Annotated in this window: 17 protein-coding genes; 7 read left to right on the forward strand and 10 right to left on the reverse strand. The window is 67.5% G+C overall.

All coding sequences use genetic code 11. The features are described 5' to 3' along the window. Positions 1–172: 172 nt before the first annotated feature. The 6 genes from QFZ61_RS00005 to QFZ61_RS00030 all read right to left on the reverse strand — a co-directional run bounded on the left by QFZ61_RS00005 (position 173) and on the right by QFZ61_RS00030 (position 7370). The gene (locus QFZ61_RS00005; protein WP_307032147.1) at positions 173–1186 is read right to left on the reverse strand and encodes a Gfo/Idh/MocA family protein; all 1014 of its coding nucleotides are present in this window, start codon (positions 1184–1186) and stop codon (positions 173–175) included. A gap of 41 nt (positions 1187–1227) precedes the next feature. After that, a complete protein-coding gene (locus QFZ61_RS00010; protein ID WP_307032149.1) occupies positions 1228–2145 on the reverse strand; it encodes a sugar phosphate isomerase/epimerase in 918 nt (305 codons plus the stop codon). Between the two features lie 56 nt (positions 2146–2201). After that, entirely contained in the window at positions 2202–4130 is a 1929-nt protein-coding gene (gene iolD / locus QFZ61_RS00015; RefSeq protein WP_307032152.1) for a 3D-(3,5/4)-trihydroxycyclohexane-1,2-dione acylhydrolase (decyclizing), read from the reverse strand. 39 nt (positions 4131–4169) lie between these two features. Further along, positions 4170–5105 carry a deoxyribose-phosphate aldolase gene (locus tag QFZ61_RS00020; protein WP_307032154.1) on the reverse strand — a complete coding sequence of 312 codons (936 nt, stop codon included), beginning with the start codon at positions 5103–5105 and terminating at the stop codon, positions 4170–4172. After that, entirely contained in the window at positions 5102–6103 is a 1002-nt protein-coding gene (gene iolC / locus QFZ61_RS00025) for a 5-dehydro-2-deoxygluconokinase (RefSeq protein WP_307032156.1), read from the reverse strand. The genes QFZ61_RS00020 and iolC overlap by 4 nt, the downstream gene beginning before the upstream one ends. Before the next feature lie 181 nt (positions 6104–6284). Continuing rightward, complete coding sequence (locus QFZ61_RS00030; protein ID WP_307032159.1) at positions 6285–7370, reverse strand: adenosine deaminase; 1086 nt, start codon at positions 7368–7370, stop codon at positions 6285–6287. 48 nt (positions 7371–7418) lie between these two features. Between QFZ61_RS00030 and QFZ61_RS00035 the strand changes: the two genes are divergently transcribed. Then, positions 7419–10034, forward strand: coding sequence for an excinuclease ABC subunit UvrA (locus QFZ61_RS00035; RefSeq protein ID WP_307032161.1), 2616 nt, complete (start codon positions 7419–7421; stop codon positions 10032–10034). Between the two features lie 259 nt (positions 10035–10293). Next, complete coding sequence (locus QFZ61_RS00040) at positions 10294–10986, forward strand: transglycosylase family protein (protein ID WP_307032163.1); 693 nt, start codon at positions 10294–10296, stop codon at positions 10984–10986. 118 nt (positions 10987–11104) lie between these two features. On the opposite strand, the gene QFZ61_RS00045 is transcribed toward QFZ61_RS00040, so the two are convergent. Further along, complete coding sequence (locus QFZ61_RS00045) at positions 11105–11677, reverse strand: hypothetical protein (protein WP_307032165.1); 573 nt, start codon at positions 11675–11677, stop codon at positions 11105–11107. A 145-nt stretch (positions 11678–11822) separates the two neighbouring features. On the opposite strand from QFZ61_RS00045, the gene QFZ61_RS00050 reads away from it, so the two are divergent. The 5 genes from QFZ61_RS00050 (at position 11823) to QFZ61_RS00070 (ending at position 16034) form a co-directional block, all read left to right on the forward strand. Continuing rightward, the gene (locus tag QFZ61_RS00050; protein ID WP_307032167.1) at positions 11823–12737 is read left to right on the forward strand and encodes an MSMEG_6728 family protein; all 915 of its coding nucleotides are present in this window, start codon (positions 11823–11825) and stop codon (positions 12735–12737) included. Between the two features lie 251 nt (positions 12738–12988). Continuing rightward, entirely contained in the window at positions 12989–13900 is a 912-nt protein-coding gene (locus tag QFZ61_RS00055) for a nuclease-related domain-containing protein (RefSeq protein ID WP_307032169.1), read from the forward strand. Positions 13901–13955: 55 nt separating this feature from the next. Beyond that, on the forward strand, positions 13956–14855 hold the full coding sequence (locus QFZ61_RS00060; protein WP_307032171.1) for an SDR family oxidoreductase: 900 nt from the start codon (positions 13956–13958) through the stop codon (positions 14853–14855). A gap of 52 nt (positions 14856–14907) precedes the next feature. Next, positions 14908–15297, forward strand: coding sequence for a DUF1622 domain-containing protein (locus QFZ61_RS00065; RefSeq protein ID WP_307032172.1), 390 nt, complete (start codon positions 14908–14910; stop codon positions 15295–15297). 2 nt (positions 15298–15299) lie between these two features. Next, the gene (locus QFZ61_RS00070; RefSeq protein ID WP_307037931.1) at positions 15300–16034 is read left to right on the forward strand and encodes a YqjF family protein; all 735 of its coding nucleotides are present in this window, start codon (positions 15300–15302) and stop codon (positions 16032–16034) included. A 157-nt stretch (positions 16035–16191) separates the two neighbouring features. Here the strand turns inward: QFZ61_RS00070 and QFZ61_RS00075 are convergent, their stop codons facing one another. From QFZ61_RS00075 to QFZ61_RS00085, 3 genes are read right to left on the reverse strand one after another with little or no spacing between them, the layout of a single operon-like run. Beyond that, complete coding sequence (locus QFZ61_RS00075; protein ID WP_307032174.1) at positions 16192–18006, reverse strand: gamma-glutamyltransferase family protein; 1815 nt, start codon at positions 18004–18006, stop codon at positions 16192–16194. Between the two features lie 3 nt (positions 18007–18009). Beyond that, positions 18010–18153, reverse strand: coding sequence for a hypothetical protein (locus QFZ61_RS00080; protein ID WP_307032176.1), 144 nt, complete (start codon positions 18151–18153; stop codon positions 18010–18012). Between the two features lie 2 nt (positions 18154–18155). After that, a complete protein-coding gene (locus QFZ61_RS00085; protein ID WP_307032178.1) occupies positions 18156–19550 on the reverse strand; it encodes an OFA family MFS transporter in 1395 nt (464 codons plus the stop codon). Positions 19551–19687: the final 137 nt, after the last annotated feature.

Here is a 19687-nt window from a genome sequence, read left to right on the forward strand (position 1 = left end):
TCACCAGAAATCCCTTTGCTGTGACCACAGAGGACGGACGGTTTTATTTCCATCTCGCACCCGATGACGGAGCAGACGTCAACGGCACCGAGTTGTTGACGTACCAAGCCGGCCCTAAGGTGGCGCACGCACTGCGGCTGGATTCCGTCCGTGGCGCCGGTGGCGCGCCCGCCTAGGCGTAGAGGGCGGGCCGGGCGTGCAGCCTGACGGGTACCTTTTCGCCGTTCTTCTGCGCTTCGACGCCCGCCGCGCAGCACGCGGCGGTGGCATAGCCGTCCCACGCGGAGGGGCCGCCGATCTCACCGCGGAGCGCAGCGTCGACCCAGGACTGGATCTCGGCGTCGTAAGCCTTGGCGAAACGTTCTTCGAAACCGGGGGTGACGTTGCCGCCCCAGCGCCCGCCGGCGCGGACATAAGGGCCGTGATCACCGCCGATGCTGACGGTGCCTTCCTCGAAGGCCGCCTGCGTCGCCACTTCGTACCCGAACCGAGCGTTGACGTAGATCTCCACGTCGGCGAGGACCCCGGATTCAGTCTCAATCAGAACGTGTTGCGGGTCGTGCTGCCCGGCGGGCGCGTTCTTGGTGGGCTTGCCCAAACGGACCTGGACGCTGGTGATTTCCTCACCGGTGAAGAACCGGACGGCGTCGAACTCGTGCACCACCGAATCGTTGATCAGCATCTCGTTCGTAAACCCGGGAGGCGTGGTCGGGTTGCGGTGCTGGTGGTGCAGCATCAGCAGGTCACCGAGCTCACCGTTCCGGATCATGGCAGCCAGGGCCAGGTACTCGGCGTCGAACCGGCGCATGAAACCGACCTGGATGCGTTTACGGCCCAGCTTCTCCTCGGCCTGCACCACCTGCCAGGAGGATTCGACGTCCGGGGTGAGCGGCTTTTCGCAGAGGATCGGGATGTCCCGGGCGATCGCCGCCAGCAGGAGCTCCTTATGCAGGAAACCGGGGGTGGCAATGAGGACGGCGTCGACGTCCCCGTTGTTGAGCGCTTCTTCCGCGTCGGCCAGAGCGACGGCGTCCGGGATGCCGTCGACGGCAGCGCGGGCGCGCGCGAGGTCGACGTCGACGACGGCTGCCACGTCGGCCCCGGAGATCCGGGTGTTCAGCCGCTGGATGTGGTCAGCGCCCATACGGCCGGCGCCGATGACAGCGACGCGAAGGGTTTTCGTCATGGAGTCGTCCTTAGGAGTGAGGTGGCCGGCATGGGTGGGCATCAGCTGACCGTGGTGCGTGAGCCGCAGGAGAGCAGGTATTGCCGCGTGCGTTTGGCGATCGGCAGGGGAACGTCGAAGGCGACCGGATACATGTCCTGTTCGACGATGCCGAAGATCGGCCGGTCCAGCCCCTCGACGGCTTCGATGACGGCACGCAGGTCCGGCAGGCCGCCCGGCGGCTCGGTCATGACGCCCTCAAGGTTCGCGGCTGCCCAGGTCATGTTTTCCGCTTTGACCTTCGTCAGGATGTCAGGGTTGATCTGCTTCAAGTGGAGGTAGCCGATCCGGTCCGGGTAGTTCTTGATCAGTTCCAGGCTGGAGGCACCGCAGTACTCAGCGTGGCCGGTGTCCAGGCACAGGTTCAGGTACTGCGGGTCGGTCGCATCGAGCAGGGTTTCGATGTCCTGCTGGGCGCCGACGTGGGAGTCCGCGTGGGGGTGAAACTGTTGCTTCAGGCCGAAGTCCCGCAGCAGCGTCTCGCCCAGACGGTTGTGGCCGGCGAACAGGTCGTTCCAGGCCTCCCCGGTCAGCTGGCTGCTCTCCAGGGCTTCGCCGGTGACATCATCCCGCCACATTCCGGGGATAACCACCATGTGTTCGCCGCCCATGGCCGCGGTAAGCTCAGCGACTCTGCGGGCCGGCTCCCACGCGGTCTCCCATTGGTCCAGGCCGCGGTGGAACGCGGTGAATACCGTCCCGCCGGTGACCTTGAGGTCGCGTTGCTGGAGCTCCTCGGCCAGGCGGGCCGGGTCTGGAGGCAGATAGCCGTACGGGCCCAGTTCGATCCACTTGTAACCGGCTGCGGCGACTTCATCGAGGAACCGTTCCCAGGGGGTCTGCTTGGGGTCGTCGGCAAACCACACTCCCCAGGAGTCCGGTGCGGTGCCGATGATGAGCTTGTTCTCGTGGTCCGTCATGACAGCGTTCTCTTTCTCTTCCGGGAGTCTCTTCCGGGAGCTGGTTCAGCCCGATGTCACCCGAGCAATTTGCGCTGGCGTTTTTTGTGGCCTGCGTACGTCTCGTACGCCTGCCGGGTCGACTCGAGTTCCGATACTTGGGAAACGGGAACGTCCCACCAGGATTCTGAACTCGGGGCGTCCAGCAGGGGGTCGGATTCGACGTGGATCAGGATGGGGCCGCCACGTTCGGGGGCGGCTTTGGCGTCCCGGACGGCCTGTTCGAGTTCGTCGATGGCCTTCTCGCCCGGATCGATCCGGAACACCTTCACACCCAGGCTCTCGGCGTTCAGGGCGAGGTCCACGGGCAGGATGTCGCCCTCATCGAAGCTGTGCTGGTCGTCGTCGAGGCTGCGGTACCGGGTCCCGAACCGTTGGGAGCCAAGTGATTCGGAGAGCGAACCGATGGAGGCGTAGCCATGGTTTTGAATGAGGACCACAATCAGCTTGATCCGCTCCGCGACCGCGGTGACCAGTTCGGTGTGCATCATGAGGTAGGAGCCGTCCCCCACCATTACGACGACGTCGCGGTCCACCCCGCCCCTCGCAGCTTCCGCCAGCACTGCACGTTTGACGCCTAGACCGCCGGGGATTTCGTAGCCCATGCACGAGTAGGCGTACTCCACGTGGTAGCCGAACGGGTCCCGTACCCGCCACATCTTGTGCAGGTCACCGGGCAGGGATCCGGCCGCGCAGACAACAACGTCACGGGCGGCCATGGCCCGGTAAGTGGCACCAATTATTTCGTTCTGGGAGGACAGCGGGCTTGCGCGGGTCTCGAACGCTGCATCCACGGTGGCGTCCCAGCGCTGCTTCTCTGCCGCCACCTGTTCTTCGAGGTCCGCACCAACGCGGTAGCCGCCGAGGGCCCGGTTCAGCTTGACCAGTGCCTTGCGGGCGTCAGCCACGATCGGCAGGGAGCTGCCGTGTTTGTAGGCATCGAGCGGGGCGACGTTGATGTTGATGAACTTGACGTCCGGGTTCTTGAAGGCCGTCCGGGACGCCGTCGTGAAGTCCTGGTAACGGGTGCCGATTCCGATGATGAGATCGGCGTCGGCCGCGAGGGCGTTGGCCGCCGTCGTCCCGGTGGAGCCGACCGCGCCGAGGGAGGACTGGTGGTCCCAGGGCAGAACGCCGACGCCGGCCTGGGTGTTGCCCACCGGGATGCCGGTCAACCGGACGAACTCCGCGAGTTCCTCGTGGGCGTAGGCGTAGAGAACACCGCCGCCGGCGATGATGAACGGGCGTTTGGCGGCGCGGATCAAGTCGGCGGCCCGGCGGATGTCCTCGTCGTCGGCGTCCGGGCGGCGGATCCGCCATTCGCGGTCGGCGAGGAATTCCTCCGGCACTTCGAGCGCCTCCGCCTGGACGTCCTGGGGCAGTGAGATGACCACGGCGCCGGTCTCAGCCGGGTCGGTCAGGACGCGGAGGCCGTTATGGAGGGCGGAAAACAGCTGCTCGGGCCGGGAAACGCGATCGAAGAATTTCGAGAGCGGACGGAAGGCGTCATTGACGGTGATGTCGTAGGCGTAGGGCTGCTCGAGCTGCTGCAGCACCGGGTCGGCGGCGCGCGTGGCGAAGCTGTCGCTCGGGAGCAGCAGCACCGGCAACCGATTCGCTGTGGCCAGGGCGGCGCCGGTCAGCAGGTTCGAGGACCCCGGGCCGATCGAGGTGCTGACTGCGAACGTCGCACGCCGGCGCGTGTGCCGGGCGTAGCCGACAGCCTGGTGGGCCAGGGCCTGTTCGTTGCGGCCCTGGTAGTACGGCATGATCGACGGGTCGAGTTGCTGGTACTGCTTGAGCGCCTGGCCCACTCCGGCGACGTTGCCGTGGCCGAAGATCCCGAAGATGCCCGGGATCAGCCGCTCCCGGTAGTCCTGGCCGGCGATCGAGTCGACGGTGTACTGCCGGGACAGGTACGCGACAACCGCCTGTGCGACGGTCATGCTGCGGGCTCCCGTGGGTGTTGCTGTTCGCATGGTGATCTACTCCGGTCCTTCCGCGGCGTGGTTGAAGAGGGACGCTGCACTGGCGACGGCGCCTGCAACGTCCCCGTCGGCGGGGTACAAGACCGTCCGTCCGACGGTGAGTCCCTGCACCCCTGGCAGCGCCAAGGCTGCCTGCCAGGTAGCGAACACCTCATCCTGGGGGCCGTCCGGGTCACCGCCCAGGAGGACCGTGGGCATGGTGGTGGCGGCCATGACCCGCTCCATCTCGGCCACGACCGGAAGCTTCATCCAGGTGTAGGCGCTGGTGGAACCAAGACCCCCGGCGATGGCAATGGACCTGATCACGGCGTCGGTGGACAAGTCGTTGCGGAGCCTGCCCTTCTCGCGGACCGACAGGAAAGGCTCCACCATGGCGATCAGCTTGCGCTCGGCAAGGGAGTCGATGGCCTTGGCGGTCGCTTCGAGCAGGGACACCGTGTCCGGGTCCCCGAGGCAGATCCGGGTGAGCATCTTCCCGCCGTCAGCACCCAGAGCCTGCAGCGCCGCGGCGGTGTGGCCGGTGAAGCGGTCATCAACTTCGTTGACCAGATCCGCCAGCCCGCCGCGGTTCATCGACCCGAAGACCAGTTTGCCGTCGAGGGCGCCCAGCAGGAGCAGGTCATCCATGACATCAGGGGACGCCAGGACGCCGTCCACGGCCGGATGGGCCAAAGCGATCTGCAAGCGGTCCAGGAGCTGGCGGCGATCCGCCATGGCTGTTGGGTCGGCGCCCACGGCCAGGGCCCCGCGGGCCGGGTGGTCGGCAGCGACAATGAAGTTCTGCCGCCCCGCTCTGGGTCCGGGGTGGCGGCGGCGGGCCGCAGCTGCCCGGGAAACAGCGTCCGGGTCTTCCAGCCGGGTGGTGCTCAGGTGTGCGTACCGGCGGGGATCGTCATTGAGGGCGTTGTTCGAGGCCAGTGGCGTGAGGGTCACAGGGTTGTTCCTTCGAAGCTGAAGGTGGACGGAACCGGCCGGCCGCGTTCCGCGAGCAGCGCAACAACCTCGTCCGGCGTCGGCATCGCATCGGCGCAGGACAGGCGGGATGCCACGATGGCACCTGCCGCGTTGGCGTAGTCGAGAATTCCGGCCAGGGGCCAGCCGGACAGCAAGCCGTGGCAGAAGGCGCCGCCGAAGGCGTCTCCGGCACCCAGCCCGTTGACGGTCTCCACCGGCACCGGCGCGGAGACCACCCGCTCGGTGCGGGTCTTGGCCATGACCCCCGCGGAACCGAGCTTGACGACGGCGATTTCGACGCCCGCGGCCAGCAACCGGTCAGCCTGCTCGTCGGGGGTCCCTTCCCCCACAGCGACCGCGCACTCGGTGTCATTGCCGATCGCCACCGTCACCTGGGGCAGGATCTGGGCGATCTGGGTCCGGGCTTCCTCCCTGGAAGGCCAGAACATGGGGCGGTAGTCGAGGTCCAGAACGGTGAACTGTCCCTCCGCCAGGTCCGACCGGGAGCGGGCTTCATGGGCCTTGCGGTGGGCCGCACGGCTCGGCTCGGCGCACAGGCCGGTGACCGTGGACCAGAAGATCCGGGCTTCCCGGATGGCGTCCAGATCCAGCTCCTCGGGCGTGATCTGCAGGTCCGGAGCCGTCGGCAGCCGGCCGTAGAAGTAGAGCGGGAACTGATCAGGGGGCATGATGGCGCAGAACGTCACCGCCGTCGGCCACTGTCTTACCGGGGAAACAAAGCAATCGTCCACGCCGAACTTCCGCAGCTCCCGGTGCAGGTAGGCGCCGAAGGGGTCGTCGCCGGTGCGGGTAATGACCGCCGCGCGGCGCCCGTGCCGGGCAGCGGCCACTGCCACGTTCGCGGGAGAACCGCCGAGGTACTTGCTGAAGGAGGTGACGTCCTCAAGGCCCACGCCAACATCATTGGGGTAGATGTCGACGCTGATTCGCCCGATCGTGAGTAGTTCGTGGGTCACGGCAGCGGGCCCTTTCTTCTCAGATTCGGTACCTCTTCGACAGCCGGAAACCGTCAGGCAAGCAGTGCGGAACAGCGGAATCCACAGGATGGAACGTGTTCAGGACCACAATATGGATTACTTTGCACTACTGCTCATGTCCAGTCAAATGTATGTTCGGACAAACTTTCCGCGGCGCTCCTTAGCGGCCTGAGGCGGCCAGCTCTGCAAGCAGCTCGGTTTTGCGTTCTTCGCTGGCGAACGAGGACCGGATGGAGTTGGCGGCGAGGCGCACGCAGTCGAACTCGGACAGCCCGATCACGGACCTGAGCTGGGCAAAGTTGTCATCGACATAGCCTCCGAAGTAGGCAGGGTCGTCCGAGTGCACGCTGACGTTCAGCCCGGCGGCGAGCATGCCCGGCACCGGGTGCTCGGCCAGCGTGTCGACAGCGCGAAGGCGCACGTTGGAGAGCGGGCAGACGGTCAGCGGCATGAGTTCGTTGAACAGTCGCTCCACCAGCTCCGGGTCTTCCATGCAGCGGATGCCGTGGTCGATGCGTTCGACGTCCAGCAGGTCCAGCGCCTCGATGATGTACGACGTCGGGCCTTCCTCGCCGGCGTGCGCGGTCCGGTGCAGCCCGGCCTCCTTGGCCCGGGCGAAGAGCCGTTCAAACTTCGACGGCGGATTGCCCACCTCGGCTGAGTCGAGTCCGATCCCCGCGATCGGAGCTTCCATCGCGAGCAGCTGCTCCAGCACCTGCAGCGCCGACTCCTCGGAGAGGTGGCGCAGGAACGCGGCGATCAGCAGGGTCGAGATGCCGAACTCGTGCAGCGAGGTGGCCAGCACGGAAGCGACACCGTTGACGCAGGTCTCCAGGGACACCCCACGGCTCAGATGCGCCTGCGGGTCGATCATGATCTCGGCGTGCCGCACCCCAGCGGCGGCGGCCCGTGTCAGGTACGCCCGGGTCATGTCCGCGAAGTCCTGCTCGGTCTGCAGCACCGCCATGTTCGCATAGTAGAGGTCCAGGAACGAGCTCAGGTCCGAGAATTCGTATTTGGCCCGGAGTTCGTCCACGTCCGCGTAGGGCAGCGCGATCCCGTTGCGTTCCGCGAGCGCGAAGATCAGTTCCGGCTCCAGCGTGCCCTCGATGTGCAGGTGCAGCTCGGCAACCGGCAGCACGTGGACTTCTTCGGGAACCTCGGCGAACTCGGGGCCCCCCTCAGTCTGCGGCTCATCCTGCGGCATGTTCTGCGGCACTTCGGCGCCGACGGCGGTAGTTTCCATTCGGTAAGGATATGCCTGCCGGGGTCAAGGCCGGATACAGTCAACTAGATGCAGAATACCCAGCAGGCTTCCGATCTTCCCGGTCTTATGCCGGACCTCCCCGTGGACGGCTTTGTCCGGGTCCGCGGTGCCCGGGAAAACAACCTGCGCAACGTGGATGTGGACGTGCCGCGCGACGCCATCGTCGCCTTCACCGGCGTCTCCGGCTCCGGCAAGTCCTCGCTGGCCTTCGGCACCATCTACGCCGAGGCACAGCGGCGCTACTTTGAATCCGTCGCCCCCTACGCGCGCCGGCTGATCCAGCAGGGCCACAACCCAAAGGTGGAGCTGATCACCGGCCTGCCGCCCGCCGTCGCGCTCCAACAGCGCCGCGGCACACCCAGCTCCCGCTCCACCGTCGGCACGGTCACCACCCTGTCCAACTCGTTGCGAATGCTGTTCTCCCGTGCCGGCAGCTATCCCGACGGCGCGGCGTCGCTGGACTCGGACGCATTCTCCCCCAACACCGCTGCGGGCGCCTGCCCGGAATGCCACGGCCTGGGCATTGCCCACACTGTCAGCGAGGCCTCCCTGGTCCCGGACCCCTCGCTGAGTGTCCGTGACGGTGCGATCGCCGCCTGGCCCGGCGCGTGGCAGGGCAAGAACCTGCGGGACATCCTCACCCACCTCGGCTACGACGTCGACACTCCCTGGCGGAAGCTGCCCAAAAAGGACCGCGACTGGATCCTCTTCACCGACGAACAACCCGTCGTGGAGGTGACCCCGCAGCGCGACCGCGTCGCCAAACCGTACAAGGGCCGGTTCTGGAGCGCGAAAAGCTACGTGCTGCACACCCTCGCGGACTCCAAGAGCACCACCATGCGCGACCGCGTCCTGCGCTTCATGGAAACCGGCCCCTGCCCGCGCTGCGGCGGCAGCGGCTTGCGGCCCGAAGCCCTCGCCGTGACTTTCGCCGGACGGACCATCGCCGAGCTCAACGCCGTCCCGATGACCGAACTGGCGCAGATTATCCGCCCCACTACCGAGCTCACGTCCGCCGGCACGGCGTCGCGCAAGCTGTCCTCCGGCGAATCCAACGAGGTGGCCGTCGCGATCACCCGCGACTTGCTGCAGCGCGTCACCGTTCTGCTGGACCTCGGCCTGGGCTACCTCGCACTGGGCCGCTCCACCCCAACCCTCTCCCCCGGCGAGATGCAGCGGCTGCGCATTGCCACTCAGCTGCGCTCCGGGCTGTTTGGCGTCATCTACGTCCTGGACGAGCCGTCCGCCGGACTGCACCCTGCAGACGCCGAACCCCTCCTCGCGGTCCTGGACCAGCTCAAGTCATCCGGCAACTCGGTGTTCGTAGTGGAGCACAACATGGACGTGGTGCGGCGCGCCGACTGGCTGGTCGACGTCGGCCCGCGCGCCGGCGAGGGCGGCGGCGAGGTGCTCTACAGCGGTCCGGTCGCAGGACTCGCAGAGGTGGAAGCCTCCGTTACGCGGCCTTATTTGTTCCCGGAGGGCGGGGGCCGCGACCGCGGGCTGCGGGACTCCGACGCCGGTGCTGGCCACCCTGCCGCGTCGGCCGGCTCCCGTTCGGCGTCGGCCGGTTCCCGCCGCGAACCGGCCGACTGGCTCGAACTGCGCGACATCAGCCGCCACAACCTGCAAGACCTCGACGCTACCTTCCCGCTCGGCGTCCTGACCGCCGTCACCGGCGTCTCCGGGTCCGGGAAGTCAACGCTGGTCAGCCACGTCCTCGCCGAGGTGGCGGGCAACTGGCTGCACCCGGGCGCGGATAGGGCGGACCCGGCGGCCTCGCCGGAGGAACTGGCCGAGGACGGCGAGCAGCTGGGCGTGCCGCTGAGCGTCGGTCCGGTGTCGGGGCTGGAACGGATCGACCGCCTGGTAAAGGTGGATCAGAAGCCGATCGGCCGCACCCCGCGTTCCAATCTCGCAACCTACACCGGGCTGTTCGACGCCGTCCGCAAGGAGTTCGCCGCCACGGACGAGGCCAAGGCACGCGGCTTCGGCGCCGGACGATTCTCCTTCAACGTCGCCGGCGGCCGCTGCGCAACCTGCCAGGGCGAAGGCTTCGTCGCCGTCGAGCTCCTCTTCCTGCCCGGCAGCTACGGCCCGTGCCCGGAGTGCAACGGCTCGCGCTACAACCCGGAAACCCTGGAGGTCACCTACCGCGGCAAGAACGTCGCTGAGGTGCTCGGCATGACGGTCGACGCGGCCGCCGACTTCCTGGCCGGTGTCCCGGCCGCGGCCCGCGCCCTGCAAACCCTGCGCGAGGTGGGCCTGGGCTACCTTCGGCTCGGCCAGCCTGCCACGGAGCTGTCCGGCGGCGAGGCCCAGCGGATCAAGCTCGCCACCGAACTCCAGCGTGCCCAGCGCGGCCACTCGCTGTACCTGCTGGATGAGCCCACCACGGGACTGCACCCCGCCGACGTCGAACTGCTGATGGCCCAGCTGCACCGCCTGGTCGACGCGGGCAACACGGTGGTGGTTGTGGAGCACGAGATGGACGTGGTGGCCGCCGCGGACTGGGTGATCGACCTTGGACCGGCCGGTGGCGATGCCGGCGGCAAGATCGTCGCGGCCGGGGAACCCGCCGTCGTCGCGCGTTCCAAGACCAGCCGGACCGCGCCCTACTTGGCGGCGGTGCTCGGCGGCTGAGCAGCCGCCGGGAATCTGGAGGCCTCACGGGCCTTGCCCAGAATCAGCCTACTGATGATAACAGCTTGATAACGGAGGCGACCTCGGTTAGCGTGGAGACCGTGTCCGGACTCCGGGCATGTATGCCCGGTGCTACCACACCACCAGATACTGCCCGACCGGTAGACACCTCAATGACCTCTATTGTCAGGGGCGGGCAGTAGTGCGACAACGTCCGGGGACGGACCGAGCACCGGTGGCCCTCAGGAGCATCTATCCCATGAAGACCTCATCACTTGCTACTGCCGCGCGCCGTGGAGCCACTTTGGCCGCGATTTCCGCCGCCGGCGTCGCCCTTTCCGCGACGGCAGCAACCGCTGCAACCCCGACCGCGACGACCACTTCCACCTGGGATGCACTGGCGCAGTGTGAGAGCGGTGGCAACTGGAGCATCAACACCGGCAACGGTTTCTCCGGCGGCCTGCAGTTCACGCCGAGCACCTGGGCGGCCTTCGGCGGCACCGGCTCGCCGGCCAGCGCCACCCGTGAGCAGCAGATTGCCGTGGCCCAGAACGTCCAGGCCACCCAGGGCTGGGGAGCATGGCCTGCCTGCGCCGCGAAGCTTGGTTTGAGCGGTGGCGGCGGCGCAGCGGCTCCGGCACAGGTTCCGGTCCAGGCCGCACCCGTCCAGGCTCCGGTTGCGCAGGCTCCGGTCCAGGCCGCATCCGTCCAGGCCGCACCGGTCCAGGCCGCTCCGGTCCAGGCCGCTCCGGTCCAGGCCGCTCCGCGGCACGCTGCCCCGGTGGCCTTGAGCGGTGAAACCTACACTGTGCAGAGCGGTGACAGCCTGAGCAAGATTGCCCAGTCGCTGAACCTTCCCGGCGGCTGGCAGAGCCTGGCCGACGCCAACGCTGACACCATCAGCAACCCGAACCTGATTCTGGTCGGACAGGTCCTGCAGCTCCCCGCCTAAGGGACGCTGCGTAAGCTGCCTCGGCGTGACCCCACGCCGGGGCAGCTTGGCTCAACGTAATTAAACGACGACGTCGGGGCGCCCTTGGGGCAGCCCCGACGTCGTCGTTTAACCGTTCTCAGGCAGAACGCGGAAGTTCCCGGATGATGCGGACCTTCCAGACGGAGTCATCGCTGGTGTCCAGCAGGGCCACGGTGCCCTGGGCCAGATGCAGGGCGACCCGCTTGGCGGCGAGCAGTTCCAGGTAGAGCTGTTCGTTCATCCGGGCCGGGGTGTCGATGACATACTTCACGGCGTCGCGGACCTTGCGGTAGTTGTCGCTGCGCTCCCGGTGCAGGTGCAGCTCGAGCAACCGCCGCTGCCGCAGCCGGGGTTCATGCCGGTTCAACCAGGACACGGCCGCATGGACGGCCACGACGAGAGCCAGCGAAATGACGTAGATTTCCCAGCCGCTGGAAAGCAGGAAGAGCGGCAGGTTGGCGATCGCAACGAAGGCGATGAAGAGCCGGAAGGCCAGCAGGCGCCGCATCGTCAAGGCCACCGAGGCCAGTGCCGCGCGGAATCCATGTTGTTCCTTGCGGGCCGCCGCGGGATCCAGGGTGAATTCTTCGAGAACCAGGATGCCGTTGGCTTCCGGGCCGAGCATTTGTCCATATTTCGGCGCAAAGGGCGCCGTCGATTCAAGGGTCATGGCGGGTCTTCCGTGGAGCTTGGGTGGATGCGTCAAATGATAGATCCCTGTGCTGGGAGCTGTCTGTAGGCATCCGTAATGTGAACACGCTCACCAGCGGCACCCAGCAATTGGTGATGCGGCTCCGTGGCCCCAAACTGGAAAGATGCAAACATTCCTGCCCTTCCCCGATTTCCGGCAAAGCGCCGCGGCCCTGGACCGTGCGCGGCTCGGTAAGCAGCGCGTCGAAGCGCTGCAGGTGCTCCGCGCGCTGGTGATTCCCGAGTACGGCTGGCAGTCCCACCCGGCGGTCCGGATGTGGATGGGCCATGTTCCCGCCCTCACGATGTACGGCCTGGCCATGGTGGACGAGTGGACCGCACGCGGCGGTGAAGACACCACCCGGGACAGGATCCTGGAGTTCGCCCCACAGGCCGCGCACCCGGACTACGCCGCGAAGATCCAGATGCCGTACTGGCTGGGCGACCCCGGCTTCCACCTCAGCCACCGCTCCCGGCTGCTCGCTAAGGACCCCCGGTCTTACACCGAGGCGTTCGCCGGCACGGACCCGGACCTGGAATACGTCTGGCCCGAACCCAAGCACGAGCTGCTTCCGCTGGACCCCGCGGGCGACCGCATGTGGATCCTGCGCCTGCCCCTGGGTGACGCCGACCCGGAGTCGCTGGACACCGTGACCCTGCCGCCGGCACGCCGCGGTGCCGCTGCCGGTTCCGGTTCTGCCGGGGAGGATGACTACCAGTTCGTCTACGCTGACAACGGCTCCCGCCGGCCGGACAAGAACGCGCGCAAACGCCCGGCCAAGCCGTTGGTCAAGAAGCCCACCCGCAAGCGGCTGGCGCAGGAAGAGGCGTTCACCACGCTGCCCGGAAAGTCTGTCGTCGCTATCCCGTTCGACGGCGGCCAGTCCTTCGCCGTTGGCCAGGTCTTGGGCCGTCCCATCGAACTTGAGGGCCAGTTCGCCCGCAACTTCAAGGTAGACGAGATCATCTCCCGCCAGGACTTCGACTACCCGGCCCTGCTGCAGGACCCGCGGGTCTTCTTCCCGATCGCCGCGCGGTAGCTGGCCGGGCTTCTCGCCTCCCCCGGCGCCAGTCGCACGCCCACTCGCGGGTTCGGTCCGCCGTCGCACGCCCGCTCGCGGGTTCGCGTCGCAGTCGCCGTTTGCAAACGTCGAGCTGGACCGGAACCCGCGAGCCGGCCGCGGCGCCGGTTTCTTTACTGGGGAAATTTCCTTTAGTCGCATATGGTGTCAGCCACCGCGCCACCGCGCCGGGTGCGCGGGTGTTACGCCAGAGTTGCTTGGGGGAAGTCATGGCAGCAGGAGATGGAGCCGCCGAACAGTCACGCTTGGCCGCTGAACGTGTCACGCGCTTGCGCAGGGAGTTGGAACAGGCCGAACGAAACGCGCATGCCTGGTCGGTGGGCGCCGCCGGCGAGGCGATGGTCGCAGCGAAACTCAAAGAACTCGAGCCTTATGGCTGGCTCGTGCTCCACGACGTCCACTGGCCGGGTCGGCCTAAAGCGAACCTTGACCATGTGCTGGTCGGTCCCGGCGGCGTGCTGGTTGTTGACGCCAAGAACTGGAGCGGTGAAGTCCGTCTCTGGGAGGGCAACCTCCGGCAGAACGGCGCCTCCCGTGAAAGGGAAGTGTCCGGCGTCCTCCATCAGGCTGCCGCCCTCGCTGCCGTCCTCGAACCTGACCATCGCCGGCTGGTTCAAGGCTGGATCTGTTTGGTGGGCCAGCCGGAGCTTAACGGCACGACAAACAGCGGCATCAGAATCGAGGGCTTGAACACTATAGGACGAGCGGTGGCAGCGCTCCCGGCTGTGCTCGATCCGGCGCTGGTCCCCACCGTCCACGCCTATTTGCAGGAACTCCTGGGCGGCGCCACCAGCCCCCGGCTCCTCACCACGGCCCAATTCGCTGGTTTTGGATCTGCACAGTCGGGGCCGGCCGAGCTCAGGTTGGGGGACGCTCCCGCGGCGTCACTGCAGCAGTGGCGCGGGCGGCCGGCGCGGGCCGACCGGACGGCCAAAGCATCTGCCAGCCGCAAGCGGCGCGGGCGGTCCAAGCAGCCGAGTTGCCTCGGCGTGCTCCTGCAGTTCCTGCTCCTGATGGTGATAGCGCTCGTCTTGCTGAATGTCGCATCGGGTGTGCGGCCAGCGGCGCCGACGGTTCCGCATCCGGCTCCAACGGTCGTTCAGACGGTTCCGGCGCGTTAGCGCTGCCACTGCCCGCGGACGACGCTCACCCGCGATTACTGGCAGACTGGCCGGTATGACTGTACTGCTGGCCGGTTGCGGCGATTTGGGTACCGAGGCCGCGCTACGCTTTATCGCGGCAGGGCACCGCGTTGTGGGCTGGCGGCGGTCGCCCGGCAAGCTCCCGCCGTCCATTGAGGGCGTTGCGGCGGACCTGACGCGCGGGGAACTGCCGCTGGTCCCGGCGAACACCACCGCCGTCGTCGTTGCCATTGCCGCGGACTCCCCCTCGGAGGAGGCCTACCGGGCAGCCTATGTGGACGGCCTGTCGCACGTGCTCGACGCCGTGGCAGCCTCCGGCGCGCCGATCCGCCGCATCTTGTTCGTGTCCTCCACCGCGGTTTATGGCGACGCCGACGGCGGTTGGGTGGACGAAACGACGACGCCGAGCCCCGGCGGATTTTCCGGCCGCATCATCCGCGAAGCTGAAGAATTGCTCTACCGCCGCCTCAACGACACGGGTATTTCGCCGGTGGTGTTGCGGCTTGGCGGTATCTACGGACCGGGACGGACCCGGCTGATCGACCAGGTACGCGGCGGCAATGCGTCCCTCCCTGCGGGCTCGCGCCTCACCAATCGGATCCACCGCGACGACGCCGCCGCCGCAATTGTCCACCTGTGCACCATGGCCGCCGAGCCTGCGCCGCTGTACCTGGGCGTCGATACCGAGCCGGCCGAACTCGGCGAGGTACTGCGGTTCCTGGCCGGCGAACTGGGCCTGCCGGAGCCGGAGCCCGCTGCCGGGGTTAGAGCCGCTGGCGGCACTGGCGGCACCGGCGGCGGCGAGCCGTCACGCGGCGGAAACAAGCGCGTCAGCAGCGCGCTCCTGCGTGGAACCGGCTTCGATTTCCAGTACCCAAGCTTCCGCGAGGGTTACCGCTCAGTTCTGGCCGACGTCGGTCAACGGCATCCCTGACGCGACGTCTAACCCGAACTAGCTTCCGCACCTGACGCACCGAAGGGACACTATGGATTTCCAGCAAATCATTGAGACGGTCGGCCGGTTCATGGACTTCGCCGGGGTCGCGATCATGGTTGTCGGGGCCCTGGTGTCAGTCCCAATGGCACTGAAGGGATTCCAGCCAAGGAGTTTGCCCGCCGGCACTGAACCCCTGTCTGTTTATCGTTCCTACCGGCAATTGCTGGGCCGCTCCATCCTGTTGGGCCTCGAACTGCTGGTGGCGGCCGACATTATCCGAACGGTCGCGGTGACGCCGACCTTTGAGAGCGTCGGGGTGCTGGCCGTCATCGTGCTGATCCGGACCTTCCTGAGCTTCTCTCTGGAGTTGGAGATCACTGGGCGGTGGCCGTGGCAGAAAGAGGCGAGGACGGCGCAATCGGCCTCGAATCCGCAATGACTATGCTCACCGACCCCTGGCCAGCGCCGCCCGATTTGCCCCGTCCGATCGTCATGAACCAGTGGTGGAAGGATGCCGTCTTTCTGCACTGGCGCATTCCCCATGCGGTCGCGGCAACGTATATGCCTTCCGGCGTCGCCCCGGACGAGTTCGACGGATCGGCCTGGGTGGGTCTCATCGGCTTCCGCATGCAGGGCGCAGGCCTGGGCAACGGGCCGGGAGTCCCCTACTTTGGCAGCTTCAATGAGATCAATGTGCGGCTCTACTCCCGCGAGCCCGATGGGACCAGGGGCGTTGTGTTCCTCAGCCTTGATGCCTCCCGGCTGGCGGTAGTCGTGGCGGCCCGCGCGGCTGGCATCCCCTACGTCTGGTCCCGGAGCCGCTTCAGGCCTGCCGGTGCCGATGATCCCTCGACCGGGTATTCCGTGCGGCGCTTTCGCGGCGGCGCCCGGAGCGATTTTGCTGTGGTTCCCAAGGTCGACGTCGAAGCGACCGATCCGCTGTCTGTCCACCTGACGGCGCGGTTTGGTCTGCATTCCCGCTTTGCCGACAACTCCCTCTACATCCCCAATACCCACAGACCCTGGCCGCTTCTCACGGCCGAGCTCACCGAGGTGGACGACCAATTGGTTGCAGCGGTAGGCCTTTCAGTCTCCGGGCCGCCTGAGTCTGTCCTGTTCTCCCCCGGTGTCTGGACGCAGTTTGGCCGGCCCCGGGTGCTCGCCAGTACACGCTGAGGCGGAAGCCCGGCGCGCGCCCGGGCCGGGAGCGGGGACCCACCGCGGACCACGCACCGCCCTCCCCTGGTTCATCCCGCCGCCAGGCCTCGCTGGGCGCCAGGCCTCACCTCGCCCCGTGGAAGCTCGGCAAAACCCGGACGAGGGCCGGCGTCCGCTACCTCCCGGCGGCGTAGCCCTGGGCGCCGCGTGGGTTGGCTGCGGCCTGCAGTACCCCGGTCGCGGGGTCCCGGACGACGGCAGACAGGCGGCCCAACGTCCAACCGCCTGCTTTCGTGACGACGTGGCCGCGGCGTTCAAGGCCCTCGATGACCTCAGCGCCCAGTCGCTCCTCAACCACTGCTCCGCCAGGCTCCCAGGTGCGCGGCCAGAACGACCCGGGCATCGACGTCGTATGGAACGTCGGTGCATCGATCGCCTGCTGCGGCGAGTAGCCGCCGACTATCGTCCGCAACAGGTACGGCAGCTGCCACTGGTCCTGCTGGTCGCCGCCGGGTGAACCGAGCGCAGTCACTGCCCGCCCGTTCCGGAACACCAGCGTGGGCGTCAGGGTGGTGCGCGGCCGTTTGCCCGGAGTCAGGGTGGACGGTGTGCCCGGTTCCAGCCAGGTCATCTGCAGCCGGGTGCCAAGGCAGAAGCCCAACTCCGGAATCGCGGGCGAGGACTGCAGCCAGCCGCCGGACGGCGTGGCGGAGACCATGTTGCCCCAGCGGTCCACGACGTCGATGTGGCAGGTATCGCCTCGGGTTTCCCCGTTGGGGGCCACAGTAGGTTCTCCCACGCCCAGCCCGCCGGAGCCTGCCCCGGCCAGCGCCGGCGGCGTGTACTCCGTGCGCAGGGGCGGCAGGAAGGGCTCGCGACCCGGCACCACGCCGGGCCGGAATTCGTGCGATGCCTCGTCGGTAATCAGGGCCCGGCGGCTGGCGCAGTATTCCTCGGACAGCAAGTATTCCAGCGGCACGTCGGTGTCGCCGTAGTACGCCTCGCGGTCGGCCAGGGCCAGCTTCTGGGCTTCCAGGATGGTGTGGGCCCCGAGTTCCGTTGACGGATCCAGGAAGCGGTCCTCAAACCCGTCGAGGATCGCCAGGGTCTGCAACAGCGCAGGGCCCTGTCCCCACGGACCGGTCTTGGCGATGGTGTGGCCGCGGAACTCGACGGTGGCCGCAGCCTCGTAGCCGGCCTCGAAGCCCGCCATATCAGCCAGAGCCAGGACGCCGGCGTGGTCGGTGCCGGACGAATGCCGGTGCGGGGTCTGGACGGACCCGACCATTGCGTGCGCGACGAAACCCTCGCGCCACTCCCTGCGGGCGGCATCAATGCGCGCTTCACGGGACCCGCCGGCACCCTCCCCGGCTTCCACGAGCCTTTCCAGCGTCCGGGCGTAGGCGGGGTTCCGGACCAGCTCGCCTTCGGCCGGGATCCTGCCGCCCGGCATCCACAGCTCCGCGGAGGTGGGCCAGTGATCCCGGAACAACTCAGCCACCGTCGCGATCGTCGTGCCGACGCGGCCCAGCATGGGGTGCCCGTCCCGCGCGTAACCAATAGCAAACTCCAGCACCGCGTCCAGCTCCCAGGTGCCGTGGTCGCGCAGCAGCACCAGCCAGGCGTCGACGGTGGCGGGCACCGCGGCGGCCAGCGCACCGGAGCCCGGAACCAGGTCCAGGCCCTCGGCGAGGTAGTGCTCAACCGTGGCCGCAGCCGGCGCCGGGCCCTGGCCCATCAGCACCACCGGCGTGCCGGGGTCCGCGGCGGCCACGAAGACGCCGGTCATATCGCCGCCGGGACCGTTGAGGTGGGGTTCAACGACGTGCAGCACGAAGGCGCCGGCAGCGGCGGCGTCGAACGCGTTACCGCCGCGTTCGAGCACCGCCTGAGCGGCCGCCGTCGCGAGCCAGTGCGTGGAAGCACTCATCCCGAACGTGCCTTGCAGAGTGGGACGGGTAGTGAACTGGTCAGGCGCGGTGAACGTCACGGATCAGCCGAACAGCGCAGTCACGCGGGTCAGGGTCTCATAGACCCCGTAGGCCAGCGGTACCCCGACGAGGGCCCAGGCCACCGCCAGTCTGCCGGTGGACGCCTTGGCGGCGTCATGCGCGCCCCGGTTGTGTGCAGTACTCATCTTTAGGCCTCCATGGCGGGTTCGTTCGACCGGTCACGGTCCGGGCGTGGTTCGTGGAATCGCGTGTCAACCGGCTTCACCAGCAGGTTGGCCACGAAACCGATCACCAGCAGGGCCACCATGGTCAGCAGCGCCGGCTGGTAGGACGCGGCGGTCAACTGGCCGGGCTTGCCCTGGGCATCGAGGATCGCGTTGACAATCAGCGGTCCGGCGACGCCGGCCGCGGACCACGCGGTCAGCAGCCGGCCGTGGATCGCACCGACCTGGAAGGTGCCGAAGAGGTCACGCAGGTACGCCGGCGCTGTGGAGAAGCCGCCGCCGTAGAAGGAAATGATGAAGAACGCCAGCGCGACGTAGAGGATGGTGGTGGTCGACCCGGCCAGTGCCAGCAGGATGTAGAGCACCGCGCCGACGCCGAGGTAGACCATGTAGATGCGTTTGCGGCCGGTCACGTCGGAGGTGGCGGACCAGGCAAAGCGGCCGGCCATGTTGCCGATCGAGAGCAGCCCGACGAACCCGGCGGCGACGGCGGCACTCACGAGGGACGCGCCGTCGGACTGGCGGAAGAAGTCCTGGATCATCGGAGCGGCCTGCTCGAGGATGCCGATGCCGGCGGTGACGTTGCAGAACAGCGCAATCCAGACCAGCCAGAACTGCTTGGTCTTGACGGCATTCTTCGCGGAAACGTTTTCCGTGGTGACCAGCTTGGCCGCCTTGACCTTGGACGGGTCGAAGCCGGCGGGCTTCCAGCCTTCGGCGGGCACCCGGATGGTGAAGGCGCCGAACAGCATGTACGCGAGGTAGACGACGGCGAGGGTCAGGAAGAGCTTGCCGACGGAATCGCCGCTGGCCACCCAGCCCTTGGCTCCTGAGTTAGGGTCGTACATCTTCAGCAGTGCGGTGGAGACGGGGCTGGCGATCAGTGCGCCGCCGCCGAATCCCATGATGGCCATGCCGGTGGCGAGGCCCGGACGGTCCGGGAACCACTTGATCAGGGTGGACACCGGGGAGATGTAGCCAATGCCCAGGCCGATGCCGCCGACGACGCCGTAGCCGAGGTAGACGAGCCAGAGCTGGTGCGTGAAGATGCCGAGCGAGCCGATCAGGAAGCCGCTGGCCCAGAACACGGCCGAGGTGAACATGGCTTTGCGCGGGCCGTTCTTGTCCACCCAGGTGCCCATGATCGCTGCCGACAGGCCCAGCATCACGATGGCGATGGAGAAGATGACCCCGATTTCGGTCAGGCTGGCGCCGAAGTGCTTGACCAGGGCGGTCTTGTAGACGCTCGTGGCGTAAGCCTGGCCGATGCAGAGATGTACCGCGAGCGCCGCCGGCGGGACCAGCCAGCGGTTGAACCCCGGCGGGGCGATAGTTCGGTCACGATCCAGCCAGCCCATGTTTGTTCCCTTTGTTCGTCGACGACATCAGCGTCACGGCAGTTAATTGGCGCCTTCCCCAGAGGCAGAGGCCTTAGACCATGTTTACGTCCGTTGCCTCCGGCAATCATGGTGCAGATCACATCCGGACAGCGCAA

The sequence above is a fragment of the Arthrobacter sp. B3I4 genome (genome assembly GCF_030816855.1).
Classification (GTDB): Bacteria; Actinomycetota; Actinomycetes; order Actinomycetales; family Micrococcaceae; genus Arthrobacter.

Coding starts and splice junctions, on each gene's coding strand:
- QFZ61_RS00005 (WP_307032147.1), bottom strand. CDS start 1,186: ATGACGAAAACCCTTCGCGTCGCTGTCATCGGCGCCGGCCGTATGGGC.
- QFZ61_RS00010 (WP_307032149.1), bottom strand. CDS start 2,145: ATGACGGACCACGAGAACAAGCTCATCATCGGCACCGCACCGGACTCC.
- iolD (WP_307032152.1), bottom strand. CDS start 4,130: ATGACCGTCGCACAGGCGGTTGTCGCGTACCTGTCCCGGCAGTACACC.
- QFZ61_RS00030 (WP_307032159.1), bottom strand. CDS start 7,370: ATGGAAACTACCGCCGTCGGCGCCGAAGTGCCGCAGAACATGCCGCAG.
- QFZ61_RS00035 (WP_307032161.1), top strand. CDS start 7,419: ATGCAGAATACCCAGCAGGCTTCCGATCTTCCCGGTCTTATGCCGGAC.
- QFZ61_RS00040 (WP_307032163.1), top strand. CDS start 10,294: ATGAAGACCTCATCACTTGCTACTGCCGCGCGCCGTGGAGCCACTTTG.
- QFZ61_RS00045 (WP_307032165.1), bottom strand. CDS start 11,677: ATGACCCTTGAATCGACGGCGCCCTTTGCGCCGAAATATGGACAAATG.
- QFZ61_RS00050 (WP_307032167.1), top strand. CDS start 11,823: ATGCAAACATTCCTGCCCTTCCCCGATTTCCGGCAAAGCGCCGCGGCC.
- QFZ61_RS00055 (WP_307032169.1), top strand. CDS start 12,989: ATGGCAGCAGGAGATGGAGCCGCCGAACAGTCACGCTTGGCCGCTGAA.
- QFZ61_RS00060 (WP_307032171.1), top strand. CDS start 13,956: ATGACTGTACTGCTGGCCGGTTGCGGCGATTTGGGTACCGAGGCCGCG.
- QFZ61_RS00065 (WP_307032172.1), top strand. CDS start 14,908: ATGGATTTCCAGCAAATCATTGAGACGGTCGGCCGGTTCATGGACTTC.
- QFZ61_RS00070 (WP_307037931.1), top strand. CDS start 15,300: ATGCTCACCGACCCCTGGCCAGCGCCGCCCGATTTGCCCCGTCCGATC.
- QFZ61_RS00080 (WP_307032176.1), bottom strand. CDS start 18,153: ATGAGTACTGCACACAACCGGGGCGCGCATGACGCCGCCAAGGCGTCC.
- QFZ61_RS00085 (WP_307032178.1), bottom strand. CDS start 19,550: ATGGGCTGGCTGGATCGTGACCGAACTATCGCCCCGCCGGGGTTCAAC.